Raw genomic sequence first — 12,596 nt, forward strand, 5'->3', positions numbered from 1 at the left:
TATCACCCGGTTTTCGCTGCTTCCAGCTCCACCTTTTTTAGATTTATAACCATCTTAAGAAAGCACGGCTCAAGGGGATAACACCGACATGCGCTTCAGTCTGCAACGCGAAACCCTGCTCAAGCCGCTGGCCCAGGTCGTCAACGTCGTCGAGCGGCGTCAGACCCTGCCCGTGCTGGCGAACCTGCTGGTCCAGGTCCAGGACGGCCAGCTGTCGTTGACCGGTACCGACCTCGAAGTCGAAATGGTCTCGCGCCGTGCCGTCGACGACGCGCAGAACGGCGAGACCACGATTCCGGCGCGCAAGCTGTTCGACATCGTTCGTGCGCTGCCCGATGGCAGCAAGGTCGCGATCTCGCAGTCGGGCGACAAGATCACGGTGCAGGCCGGCCGCAGCCGTTTCACGCTGGCGAGCCTGCCGGCAGGGGACTTCCCGTCGGTGGACGAGGTCGAAGCGACCGAGCGCATCGCCGTGCCGGAAGCCGCGCTCAAGGAGCTGATCGAACGGACCGCGTTCGCGATGGCGCAGCAGGACGTGCGTTATTACCTCAACGGCCTGCTGTTCGACCTGGGCGAGACCCGCCTGCGTTGCGTGGCAACCGATGGCCACCGTTTGGCATTGTGCGAGACCGAACTCGAAACGGCGGTGCAGACCAAGCGCCAGATCATCCTGCCGCGCAAGGGCGTGACCGAGTTGCAGCGCCTGCTCGAGGGGGGCGACAAGATCCTGGAGCTGGAACTCGGCCGCAACCATCTGCGGGTCAAGCGCGACGATGTGACCTTCACCAGCAAGCTCATCGATGGCCGCTTCCCCGACTACGAGGCGGTGATTCCGATCGGCGCCGATCGCGAAGTCGCGGTGGATCGCGAACTGCTGCGCGCCGCGCTGCAGCGCGTGGCGATCCTGTCCAACGAGAAGTACCGCGGTGTGCGTGTCGAGGTTTCGCCGGGGATGCTGCGGATCAATGCGCACAACCCCGAGCAGGAAGAGGCGCACGAAGAGGTCGAGGCTGACACCAAGGTCGACGAGCTCGCAGTCGGCTTCAACGTCAACTACCTGCTTGACGCGCTGACGGCGCTGCGCGGCGAACAGGTGATTCTGAAGTTGCGTGACGCCAATTCCTCGGCGCTGGTGCGCGAGGCGGCGGACGAGCGCAGCCGCCATGTGGTGATGCCGCTGCGTCTCTGACGCCCGGTCTATCATGCGCGGGCCCGCCCGACGCAATGTTTCACGTGGAACAAGCGCCCGGCCATGCCGGGCGTTTTCCGTTTCCGACCTCACAGGAATTGCGTGCAGCTGACCCGTCTCGATCTTGGCCGCGTAAGGAACCTGGACGCGGTCTCTCTTGCGCCGGGGCCGCGCTTGAACCTGCTGCTCGGCGCGAATGGGGCCGGCAAAAGCAGTGTGCTCGAGGGCCTGCATCTGCTGGCCTACGGCCGCAGCTTCCGCGGCCGGGTCCGTGACGGCCTGATCCAGCGCGGTGCCGATGCGTTGGAGGTCTTTGCGGAGTGGCAACCGGATCCTGTGCACCCCGAACATCGGCGGCGCGCGGGTCTGCGGCATAGCGGACAGGCGTGGACGGGACGCCTGGATGGCGCATCCGTGAGCCAACTCGGCGAGTTATGCGCGGCACTGATGGTCGTGACCTTCGAACCCGGCAGCCATGCACTGATCTCCGGGGGGAGCGAGATCCGCAGGCGCTACCTCGATTGGGGGCTGTTCCACGTGGAACATGACTTCCTGGGGCAGTGGCGACGCTACGCGCGGGCCCTGCGCCAGCGCAACGCGCTACTGAAGGCCGGGGTCGGGGGATCACAGCTGGACGCCTGGGACCACGAGCTTGCAGAGGCGGGCCAACCGCTCGATCTGCGCCGCGAAGCCTATCTGGGCCGGCTCCAAGCGGCATTGCAGCGGATTGCGGCGGTGCTGGCGCCGGCGCTGGGCGAGGCGACGCTCTCGTTTCTGCCCGGGTGGCGCAGGAACGACCTGTCGCTGGCAGACGCGCTGCTGGTCGCGCGCGACCGCGATCGTGCGCTTGGCCACACGTCCGTCGGCCCGCACCGCGCGGACTGGCGGATCGCATTCGAGGCGCGGCCCGAGCAGGGCTTGCTGTCGCGTGGCCAGGCCAAGCAGGCCGCCCTGTGCTGCCTGCTGGCCCAAGCCGCGGATTGCGCAGACGCGGCGGCTGGACGCTGGCCGGTCGTGGCACTCGACGATCTCGCTTCGGAACTCGATCGCGATCACCAGCGTCAGGTGCTCGAGTTCCTGCAGGCCGCGGATGCGCAGGTCCTGCTGACAGGCACGGAGCAGCCTTCGCACTGGCCGGCGGCGCTGGTGGCCGAGGCGCGTGTGTTCCACGTGGAACACGGCAAGGTCGAAAGCGTCAGCTGAGTCGAAGTTGCCCGGCTACGTCGGTTGCCTGTCGCACAGATGGTGTTCCACGTGGAACCACCTTCTGTAGGCCAAGCGTGAGCTGTGTTTCACGTGGAACCTTATCCAGCGCTTCGCTTCGCGGTGTGCACGGCTGTCAAAGCGGGATGCTGGCGAGCCTCTTCTCGGTCGGGTGCTACACACTCGGCCGCGGTGAACAGCGCCGCTGCGACCCGTGCTCGACTTGGAGCACCGATGGCTTCGTTTTCCGCATTCCGCCCTGCTGAAGCTGCGGGGCGGGGCGATCGCCTTGGCCACGCCACTGCATGCGGCGTCCGGGCCCGTGCAGGGACGGCGAGCGCGGATCGCGCGAGCGAGTGGCGCCGCCCGCGCCCGACTTGTTCGTGGTCGGCCGCCAGCGACGGTAGACGCGACGCAACGCAGAGTAGCGAAGCTTTGACGGTGGCGCAGCGGATGTAGGCCTTAGCGCAGGCCGCGCACGGCATCTGGCGGCATCGACCGCCATGCAGCCCGGTCGATCCCGCCCTGCGGTGCCACTGCAGTGCTTGTTTGAGCACTCCCCGAGGATCTGATGTGCGGGCAGGCGCACTCTGCGCCGGGGCGGGCGATCTGAGGCTTGGGGACTAGGACTCGCATTCGACCCAGCGTGCGCGCCCGCGCCCCTCGCTCGGCTGCTTCCCGTCCCATCCGTCCCACCGCGATTGCCGGCAAGACGCCGGCCACCAGCAACGCAATTCGACGCCGTTGAACGCAAAGGTTCCACGTGGAACCACCCCCGGGGCGTGCCGGGGTGGGGTGGTATGATGGCCCTCTATGCCGGCCTGTTCGACCGCCGCATGGCGCCTCGCGGCGCTTGCGCGTCACGGACCGCGCGCCTGCCAGACAGCGAATCGAATGAGCGACGAGACCATCCCCGGCGGCGCCCCCGCCAATACCGATTACGACTCCAGCCGGATCACCGTGCTGCGCGGCCTCGAGGCCGTCCGCAAGCGGCCGGGCATGTACATCGGCGACGTGCACGATGGCACCGGCCTGCATCACATGGTGTTCGAGGTCGTGGACAATGCGATCGACGAGGCGCTCGCCGGCCACGCCGACGAGGTCGTCGTGACGATCCACGAGGACGGCTCGGTCTCGGTGTCGGACAACGGCCGTGGTATCCCGGTCGACATCCACAAGGAAGAGGGCGTGTCGGCAGCGCAGGTCATCATGACCCAGCTGCACGCCGGCGGTAAGTTCGACGACAACAGCTACAAAGTCTCCGGCGGCCTGCATGGCGTGGGCGTTTCGGTGGTCAACGCGCTGAGCGAGAAGCTCACGCTCGACATCTGGCGCGACGGCTACCACCACCACCAGGAATACGCGACCGGCGAGCCGGTGGCCCCGCTCGAGCGCCGCGAGCCTTCGACAAAGCGCGGGACCACGCTGCGCTTCTGGCCGGCGGTGGCGACGTTCACCGACGTCACGTTCCATTACGACATCCTGGCCCGGCGCCTGCGCGAGCTCTCGTTCCTCAACTCCGGCGTCAAGGTCACGCTTGTCGACCTGCGCGGGGAAGGGCGGCGCGATACCTACCAGTACGAAGGCGGCATCCGCTCATTCGTCGAGCACCTGGCCCAGCTCAAGACGCCGCTGCACCCGAATGTGATCTCGGTCACGGGCGAGCAGAGCGGTATCACGGTCGACGTCGCGCTGCAGTGGACCGACGCGTACCAGGAAACGATGTTCTGCTTCACCAACAACATCCCGCAGAAGGACGGCGGCACGCATCTGCAGGGCTTCCGCGCCGCGCTCACGCGCACGCTGACGCAGTACATCGAGCACAACGGCATCGCCAAGCAGGCCAAGGTCGCGCTGTCGGGCGACGACATGCGCGAGGGCATGATCGCGGTGCTGTCGGTGAAGGTGCCCGACCCGAGCTTCTCGTCGCAGACCAAGGAAAAGCTGGTCTCGTCGGAGGTGCGCCCGGTCGTTGAAAGCGCCTTCGGCCAGCGGCTGCAGGAGTTCCTCGAAGAGAACCCGAACGAGGCGCGTGCGATCGCCGGCAAGATCGTCGATGCCGCCCGCGCGCGCGAGGCCGCACGCAAGGCCCGCGACCTGACCCGACGCAAGGGCGCGCTGGACATCGCCGGCCTGCCGGGCAAGCTTGCCGACTGCCAGGAAAAGGACCCGGCGCTGTCGGAACTGTTCATCGTCGAGGGCGATTCGGCCGGCGGTTCGGCCAAGCAGGGGCGCAATCGCCGCAACCAGGCGGTGCTGCCGCTGCGCGGCAAGATCCTCAACGTCGAGCGCGCGCGGTTCGACCGCATGCTCGCGTCGGCCGAAGTCGGCACGTTGATCACCGCGCTCGGCACCGGTATCGGCAAGGACGAGTACAACCCCGACAAGCTGCGCTACCACCGCATCATCATCATGACCGACGCCGACGTCGACGGCTCGCATATCCGCACGCTGCTGCTGACGTTCTTCTACCGGCAGATGCCCGAGCTGATCGAGCGCGGCCATGTCTACATCGGCCTGCCGCCGCTGTACAAGATCAAGCAGGGCAAGAACGAGCTCTACCTCAAGGACGACGCTGCGCTCGATGCCTATCTGGCCGGCAATGCGGTCGAAGGGGCGCAGTTGATTCCGGCCGCCGGCGAGCCGGCGATCGAAGGCCTCGCCCTGGAGCGGTTGCTGCTCGATTTCGCCGCAGCCAAGGACGCGATCGCGCGCAACGCGCACCGCTACGATCCGGCCGTGCTGGAACTGCTGCTCGACGCCGCGCCGCTGTCCGGCGATGCCGAGGCCGCGCAGGATGCATTGCGTGCGCTGGAAGGGCGCCTCAACCAGTCCGGGCTCGGTCGTCCGCGTTATCGGTTCTCGGTGCAGCCGGCCAACGAATCGCGCGGCGCTGTGCTGACGATCGAACGCCAGCACATGGGCGTCGACCTGATCCAGATGGTGCCGCTGGCCGCGCTCGAAAGTGGCGACCTGCGCGCGGTCGGCGAGGTCGCGCGCCAGCTGCACGGCCTGATCCGCGAGGGTGCGCAGATCGTCCGCGGCAATCGCGCCCAGCCGGTGAAGACCTTCGCCGGCGCCCAGGCGTGGCTGCTCGAGGAAGCCAAGAAGGGCCGCCAGATCCAGCGCTTCAAGGGCCTGGGCGAAATGAACCCCGAGCAGCTGTGGGACACCACCGTCAATCCCGAAACGCGACGCCTGCTGCAGGTGCGGATCGAGGACGCCGTGGCGGCCGATGAGATCTTCAGCACGCTGATGGGCGATGTCGTCGAGCCGCGCCGCGCCTTCATCGACGACAACGCGCTCAAGGTCGCCAACCTCGACGTCTGAGGGCCGTGACCACGCGGCCTGCGCCGTGCAGGCCGTGCGCCCGGATTGACGGAACGTTAATCCGGGCCGCACTACAACGGATGCCCTGACCATCCGTATCGAGCAAGGGGAAGCCGGACCATGAAAGCGCCCATCGCAGCCGCCGTTGCGTTGCTGCTGACCGCCTGCGCCACCACCACGTCGCCGACCGGGCGCACCCAGTACGTGGGCGGCGTCTCGCAGGCGCAGCTCAACCAGATGGGCGAGCAGGCGTTCGCCGAGACCAAGGCCAAGACCCGTCAGTCCACCGATGCCCGGCAGCAGGCCTATGTGCGCTGCATCGTGACCGATATCGTGCGCGAGCTGCCCGCCAACTGGCAGCAGCTCAAGTGGGAGTCCGTGGTGTTCGTGGACGACAACCCCAACGCCTTCGCGTTGCCCGGCGGCAAGGTCGGCGTGCATACCGGCATCCTGACCGTGGCCAAGAACCAGGACCAGCTGGCGGCGGTCATCGCGCACGAGATCGGCCACGTCTACGCCAACCACCACGACGAGCGCATCACTCGCCAGCTCGGCGCGCAGGGCGCGCTCGGCGTGGCCGGTGCGTTGCTCGGCTCGCGCTACGGCGAAGGTGCGCAGCAGACGACCAGCCAGCTCGGCGGCGCGGCGCTGCAGGCGACGTTCCTGCTGCCCGGTACCCGCACCCAGGAAACCGAGGCGGACGTGGTCGGGCAGGAGTTGATGGCCAAGGCCGGGTTCGACCCGCGTGCGGCCGTCGCGCTGTGGCAGAACATGATCACTGCCAGCGGCGGCAACCAGCCGCCGCAATGGCTGTCGACGCACCCCAATCCGCAGAACCGCATTGCCGAACTGCAGGCGCGTGCGACCTCGCTGGTGCCGGTCTACGAACAGGCCCGTGCGGCCGGTCGCCGTCCCAATTGCGGCTGATCAGGTTGCCCACGACGGCGAAGCGTCGGCCATAATCGCCGTCCAGACTCCTGCGCTCGCGCTCGCGGCGCATCCACCCCAATCGAGGTGACCCGATGTCCAAGTCCCGTTTTTCCCACAAGGCGCTGGTCGCCGCGATGACCACCGCGCTGCTGGCCTTCGGCGCGCCGGCGATGGCGCAGGACGACGGCGGTAGCGACCGCAGCGAGCGCAGCAGCCGCGCCGATCGCAGCGCGCGCTCGGCCGACCGCAGCGAGCGTCGCGGCGGTCGCCAGGCGCAGCAGAAGGAAGAAGCGCGTTATCCCAACGCCACGCGCAAGGAGCCGGGCGTGCAGGCCAGCCAGCGTCTGGTCAAGGACCTCAACGCGCTGTCGGAGGCGTACAACGCGCAGGACGCGGGGAAGGGACTGCCGTTGGCCGATCAGATCATCGCCAACGAACGCGCGAACGAGTACGACAAGTCGATGGCCGCATTGCTCGCCGGCCAGCTGCTGCTCAACGACGACAACGCCCGCGCGATCACCTATCTCGAACAGGCGATCGCCAGCGGCGGCCTGGACAACAACAACCACTTCCAGGCGATGCTGATCGTCGCCCAGCTGCAGGCACAGGAGCAGGACTACGCCGCAGCGCTGGCGTCCCTGGATCGCTACCTCGCCGAATCCGCATCCACCGATCCCAAGGACCAGGCGCTCAAGGGCAATCTGCTCTATCGCCTGGAGCGGTATCCCGAGGCGATCGCCACGCTCAAGCCGCTGGTCGAAGGCGGCGGTGAGGTCGACCCGCAGTGGACGCAGGTGCTGATGGGCGCCTACGCCGAGTCGGGCAACAGCGCCGAGGCCACGCGTCTGGCCGAGCAGGTCGCGCAGGCAACGCCTGACGACAAGCGCTCGCAGATCAACCTCGCGGTGTCGTACCTGCAGACCGATCAGAACGACAAGGCGATCGAGGTGTTCGAGCGTCTGCGCAGCAGCGGCCAGCTGACCGAGGACACCGAGTACCGCAACCTCTACGCGCTCTACCTCAACAGCGAGGGCAAGGAGCGCGAGGCGATCGCGGTGATCAACGAAGGCCTGCAGAAGAACATCCTGCAGTCCGACTACCGCACGCTGTCCGCGCTCGCCCAGGCCTACTACTTCTCCGATCAGATCGAGCCGGCGATCGAGACCTGGCGCAAGGCGGCGCCGCTGGCCGAGAACGGCGAGACCTACCTCAACCTGGCGCGCGCACTGCATCAGGAAGGCCGCAGCGCGGAAGCCAAGGAAGCTGCGCGTCAGGCCATCGCCAAGGGGCTCAAGTCCAACGCCGACGCGGAGCGAATCATCTCCGCCCGTTAAGGAAAAGTTCTGCGCGTCACGGATGGTGCACGTTACTCGGATTGGTATAAGCTTCAGGATTCCTGCCGCCAGACAGGGCGGCAGGTTGACCTTTCCACCGGAGCGTTTCGCTCTGGCCTCACGTGAGTTCTCCGCATGACGCAACGCTCGACGACGACCAACGACGAAGACGAAGGCCTGAACTGGGCCCGCATCGCCGGATTCACGATGGTGGTCGCCTTCCACGCCGCCGCGGTCATGCTGCTGCTGGCGCCGGTGAATCCGCCGAACGCGGCCCCCGAGGAAGAAATGGCCACCCGCGTGGTCATCATCGAGCCGCCGCCGCCGCCCCCCCCGCCGCCGCCGCCGCCGCCGGAACCGCCGAAGCCGCAGCCCATCAAGGAGCTGTCGCCGCCGCGACCGACACCGGTGCCACCGCCGCCGGAAGCGCCGCCGGTCGTGTTCGACGATCCGTCGCCGATCGATACGCCGGCCCCGCCGCCGGCCCCGCCCGCGCCGCCGGCGCAGGTCGCTGACATCGGTGCCAGCGTCGACATCTCGTCGAAGAACATGAACCCGCCGCGCTACCCGCCGGCTGCTGCCCGCGCCCAGATCGAGGGCACCGTCATCCTCGTCATCGACGTCGATGCGCAGGGCAACGTCACCAATGTTTCGGTCGAGAAGTCCAGCCGCAATCGCGATCTCGACCGCGCCGCGATCGAGGCCGCACGCAAGTGGTCGTTCGCCCCGGCGATGAAGGATGGCCAGCCGGCCGCCGGTCGCGTCCGCGTCCCGGTCGACTTCAGCCTCAGTTGATCATGGCGGCCTGACGGCCGCGCAGATTCGGCGCCCGTCCGCGGGTGCCTGTTAGTCCCCGCGTCACGTTCCACTTCTTCAAACCACTACATCTAGAAGGTAAGCGTTATGCTGCAGGAAACCACCACCGCCCCGACCGGAGCCGGCAACGCTGCAGCCCTGCAGCAGATGGGCTTCGCGGACATGATTCAGCACATGGACGCGGTCGGCTGGGTCGTCCTCATCGTGCTCGTCACGATGTCGGCCATGTCGATCTACTGGATCATCTACAACGCGATCAAGAATGCCCGCCTGCGTGGCAGCTCGGACCGCGTCATCAACACGTTCTGGGAAACCCCGAACGCCCAGGACGCGATCCGTCACATGGAAGAGCAGCCCAAGAGCGAGCCCTTCTCGAAGGTCGCCCTGGACGCCGCTCAGGCCGCCGCGCACCACCAGCGTCACGAAGGCTCGCGCCTGGTCGAGTCGCTAAACCGTTCGGAGTTCGTCGACCGCGCGTTGCGTCAGGCCGTCACCCGTGAATCGCTGAAGCTCGAGAACGGTCTGACCGTGCTCGCGACCGTCGGTGCGACCGCACCGTTCGTCGGTCTGCTCGGTACGGTGTGGGGCATCTACCGCGCCCTGATCCGCATCGGTGCCAGCGGCCAGGCCGACATCGGCGCAGTGGCCGGTCCCGTGGGCGAGGCGCTGATCATGACCGCGATCGGTCTGGGCGTCGCGATCCCGGCGGTGCTGGGCTACAACTTCTTCGTCCGCCTCAACCGCGGCACGAACAACAAGCTCGACACGTTCGCGCACGACCTGCACGACTTCTTCGCCACCGGTTCGCGCGTCGGCGATACCGTCCCGCCGGCCAAGGTCTAAGAACGTACGTCAGTAGCGACAACGGAGTCCCGATATGGCTTTCAGCTCAGGTGGTGGCGGTAACGACAAGGTCAACGCCACGATCAACATCGTCCCGCTTGTCGACGTCATGCTGGTGCTGCTGATCATCTTCATGGTCACGGCACCGATGATGGCGCACAAGGTCAAGGTCGAGTTGCCGCAGGCCAATCTGGACGAGCGTCCGGAGACGGCGCCCCCGGCGCCGCCGATCACGGTCGCGATCACCGACAGTGGCGAGATCTACGTCAACGACGAGCCGGTGTCGATCGAGTTGCTCGAGAGCACGCTGTCGGTCGAGGCGCAGAAGACGCCTCAGCCGCCGGTGAACATCCGGGCCGACTCGACCGCGAAGTACCGGGTCGTCAACCAGGTGGTCAACGTTGCGCAGGCCCAGGGCATGCGCAAGGTCGGCTTCGTGGCGACGACCGAAAGCAACTAAACCGGAGCATCACCCATGGCATTTTCATCCGGTGGCGAAGGCCCAATGGCCGACATCAACATCATTCCGCTCTGCGATGTGATGTTGGTGCTGCTGATCATCTTCATGGTGACGGCGCCGCAGTTGTCCTATCCGATCGACATCGACCTGCCGCAGCGTTCCTCGACGCCGCCTGATAATCCGGTGGAACCGCCGGAACCGATCAAGCTGCGCATCGACGGCTCGGGCCAGATCTTCTGGAACGACAGCCCGACGCCGGTCTCGGCGCTGCGCAACATGATGGAATCGGAAGTCCAGCGCGATCCGACCAACCAGCCCACGCTGGAGATCGACACCAACGAAGACGCCGATTACGGCGTGCTGGCGAAGGTGTTGGCCGAGGCCAAGAACGCGCAGATGCTCAAGATCGGATTCGTCCGCAAGTAATCCGCAATACCGCCGACGCGCCTGCAGCACGCTCGGCGCTTACCCCGCTTCATTTGACGCCGCCTTCGGGCGGCGTTTTTTTTGCACGGTTCGGTGACGCTGACGCATGGCGGCGTGGCTGCGTATGCAGCGAACACGATGCGCGTGACGTGCGTCGCCGAGTGCACTCCACTGGCATGGTTCGCCATCCATGTGCGGAGGACACGAGGCGAACCCGGCACGAAGCGCCCTCATTCCCAACCGTCTCCCATCAGGAGCGCAATGCATCTGCGATGCGGGGTAAGGAGCCAAGCGGCTTGTGCGATGGCGCGCCGCCGTGTGCGTGGGATGCAGGCGGTCCCAGATCATCTCCCCCGCATGCGGGGGAGGACGGCGCGCCTGGCGCGCCGGGTGGGGGCGGGGCCTTGGAGGATTTCGATCCGCGGCAGTGGCGGATCTCACCAGCTGGAAAACCGATCCGACGTCAGCCCTGCGCGTTGACGATCGCAAGATAGCGACGAACCGTATTGGCCAGGCCGTCGTAGAGGGCCTCGCCGATCAGGGCGTGGCCGATGGAGACTTCATCCACGGGCGCGAGCGCATCGAGCAGGGCGCCGAGGTTGGCCTGGCTCAGGTCGTGGCCGGCATTGACCCCCAGGCCCGCGGCGCGTGCGCGGCGCGCCGTCTCGACGAGGCCGGGCAATGCGGCTTCGGGCGTGCCGGCGGCGAAGGCCTCGGCCCAGGGGCCGGTGTAGAGCTCGATGCGGTCTGCGCCGGTGGCCACCGCGGCCTCGATGTCGGCGCCGGCATCGGCGAACAGACTGACGCGGCAGCCCAGGGCGTGCAGCTGGGCGACAAGCGGGCGCAGCGTGACGCTGTCGCGGGCGAAGTCGAAGCCGTGGTCGGAGGTCAGCTGTGCATCGCCATCGGGCACCAGCGTGACCTGCGCAGGTCGGACCTGCGCACACAGGGCAAGCAGCCCGAGATACGCGCCGCGCGCAGGTGCAAAGGGATTGCCCTCGATGTTGAATTCGACGCTACGCGCGGCCGCCAGTGCGCCCAGCGCAAGGACATCATCGGTGCGGATGTGTCGGGCATCGGGGCGCGGGTGCACGGTGATGCCGTGCGCGCCGGCATCCAGACAGACCCGGGCGGCGTGCAGCACGTCGGGGTCGCGTCCGCCGCGTGAATTGCGCAGCACGGCGATCTTGTTGAGGTTGACGCTCAGCCGCGTCGTGCACCGTGCAAGGGCGCCCAGCGCATCGCTCATGCGCTGGGCGGGGACGGCACGTCCGGCGTCGCAGCCGCGGCGTCGCGGCGGGCTTGCGCCTGCTCGCGCAGACGGCGCAGTTCCACCGGATCGACCATCATCGCTTCGCTGCGGCTGCGTTCGCCCACGCGCTGGGCCAGCAGGCCGAGCACGCCGATGACGACCAGCGCCAACGACACCAGCAGGGCGACCACCGCCACCGGCACCGATGTGGTGGTGAACGCAACGACGATCGCGCCGAGCGCGAGCAGCAGCAACAACCACGACATGGGCAGGGCCTCCGCCTGACTTGGGTGCAGTCTAACCGCTCGCCGGCGCAGCGCCAGAGGCGATCGTGACCTGCCGTCGGGCCGGGGTCGCGCGGTGCCGTTGCCCATCGACGAGCGCCTGGGCTCAGGCGAACTCGGCCGGAAGCTGGGCGGTAACCCGGGCCCAGTCGTGGGCGATCGCATCGGCGACCCGGCCGCGCGGCCGCTGCACCGGGCCGGCATGGACACGCAGATGGTCCAGCAGCCAGGCATCCGACCAGCCCGACCAGGTGCCGGCCACGCTGCGCAGGTTGGGCGCCAGGACCGGGAAGACCTCGCCCCAGAGCGCGCGGTGCACCTCGGCGGCGGGGTAGCCGGTGTCGCGCACCACGCGGGCGATCGCGACGATCGTGGTGTCGTCGATCTCGGTGTCGAGAAACAGGTCCGACAACGCCTGCCACAGCTGCAGCCGCTTCGGCTCGACGGGCGTCTGGACGGGCGGCGCCTGGTTGTTGGGGATCATCGAAGCGTGTCCTCGTGCGCACGCGCGACGGGCGGGTGCGCGTTG

Annotated in this window: 12 protein-coding genes; 9 read left to right on the top strand and 3 right to left on the bottom strand. The window is 67.6% G+C overall.

Annotation, left to right across the window (positions count from 1 at the left end; all coding sequences use genetic code 11):
• Positions 1-88 precede the first annotated feature (88 nt).
• The 9 genes from dnaN (at position 89) to FHW73_RS02485 (ending at position 10,531) form a co-directional block, all read left to right on the top strand.
• Positions 89-1,189 (top strand): DNA polymerase III subunit beta, encoded by a 1,101-nt coding sequence (gene dnaN / locus FHW73_RS02445; RefSeq protein ID WP_183425110.1) that lies wholly within the window; start codon positions 89-91, stop codon positions 1,187-1,189.
• A gap of 102 nt (positions 1,190-1,291) precedes the next feature.
• A complete protein-coding gene (recF, locus tag FHW73_RS02450) occupies positions 1,292-2,392 on the top strand; it encodes a DNA replication/repair protein RecF (RefSeq protein WP_345776135.1) in 1,101 nt (366 codons plus the stop codon).
• Positions 2,393-3,286: 894 nt separating this feature from the next.
• Positions 3,287-5,722 carry a DNA topoisomerase (ATP-hydrolyzing) subunit B gene (gyrB, locus tag FHW73_RS02455; RefSeq protein WP_183425112.1) on the top strand — a complete coding sequence of 812 codons (2,436 nt, stop codon included), beginning with the start codon at positions 3,287-3,289 and terminating at the stop codon, positions 5,720-5,722.
• 120 nt (positions 5,723-5,842) lie between these two features.
• Positions 5,843-6,649 carry a M48 family metallopeptidase gene (locus FHW73_RS02460; RefSeq protein ID WP_183425113.1) on the top strand — a complete coding sequence of 269 codons (807 nt, stop codon included), beginning with the start codon at positions 5,843-5,845 and terminating at the stop codon, positions 6,647-6,649.
• Positions 6,650-6,786: 137 nt separating this feature from the next.
• The gene (locus FHW73_RS02465) at positions 6,787-7,986 is read left to right on the top strand and encodes a tetratricopeptide repeat protein (RefSeq protein ID WP_183425364.1); all 1,200 of its coding nucleotides are present in this window, start codon (positions 6,787-6,789) and stop codon (positions 7,984-7,986) included.
• Between the two features lie 135 nt (positions 7,987-8,121).
• Entirely contained in the window at positions 8,122-8,781 is a 660-nt protein-coding gene (locus tag FHW73_RS02470) for an energy transducer TonB (RefSeq protein ID WP_183425114.1), read from the top strand.
• 108 nt (positions 8,782-8,889) lie between these two features.
• Positions 8,890-9,645: a MotA/TolQ/ExbB proton channel family protein gene (locus FHW73_RS02475; protein WP_183425115.1), complete on the top strand. Its 756-nt coding sequence runs from the start codon at positions 8,890-8,892 to the stop codon at positions 9,643-9,645.
• Between the two features lie 34 nt (positions 9,646-9,679).
• Positions 9,680-10,105, top strand: coding sequence for a biopolymer transporter ExbD (locus tag FHW73_RS02480; protein WP_183425116.1), 426 nt, complete (start codon positions 9,680-9,682; stop codon positions 10,103-10,105).
• Positions 10,106-10,120: 15 nt separating this feature from the next.
• Positions 10,121-10,531 carry a biopolymer transporter ExbD gene (locus tag FHW73_RS02485; RefSeq protein ID WP_183425117.1) on the top strand — a complete coding sequence of 137 codons (411 nt, stop codon included), beginning with the start codon at positions 10,121-10,123 and terminating at the stop codon, positions 10,529-10,531.
• 463 nt (positions 10,532-10,994) lie between these two features.
• On the opposite strand, the gene FHW73_RS02490 is transcribed toward FHW73_RS02485, so the two are convergent.
• From FHW73_RS02490 to FHW73_RS02500, 3 genes are all read right to left on the bottom strand, one after another.
• The gene (locus FHW73_RS02490) at positions 10,995-11,780 is read right to left on the bottom strand and encodes a pyridoxine 5'-phosphate synthase (RefSeq protein ID WP_183425118.1); all 786 of its coding nucleotides are present in this window, start codon (positions 11,778-11,780) and stop codon (positions 10,995-10,997) included.
• Positions 11,777-12,049 carry a hypothetical protein gene (locus FHW73_RS02495; RefSeq protein WP_183425119.1) on the bottom strand — a complete coding sequence of 91 codons (273 nt, stop codon included), beginning with the start codon at positions 12,047-12,049 and terminating at the stop codon, positions 11,777-11,779. Before FHW73_RS02495 ends, FHW73_RS02490 begins: the two co-directional genes overlap by 4 nt.
• Before the next feature lie 124 nt (positions 12,050-12,173).
• Positions 12,174-12,551, bottom strand: coding sequence for a hypothetical protein (locus FHW73_RS02500; RefSeq protein WP_183425120.1), 378 nt, complete (start codon positions 12,549-12,551; stop codon positions 12,174-12,176).
• Positions 12,552-12,596: the final 45 nt, after the last annotated feature.

Origin of the sequence: Luteimonas sp. RC10, assembly GCF_014192745.1 — a bacterium.
In the GTDB taxonomy this organism is placed as follows: domain Bacteria; phylum Pseudomonadota; class Gammaproteobacteria; order Xanthomonadales; family Xanthomonadaceae; genus Luteimonas.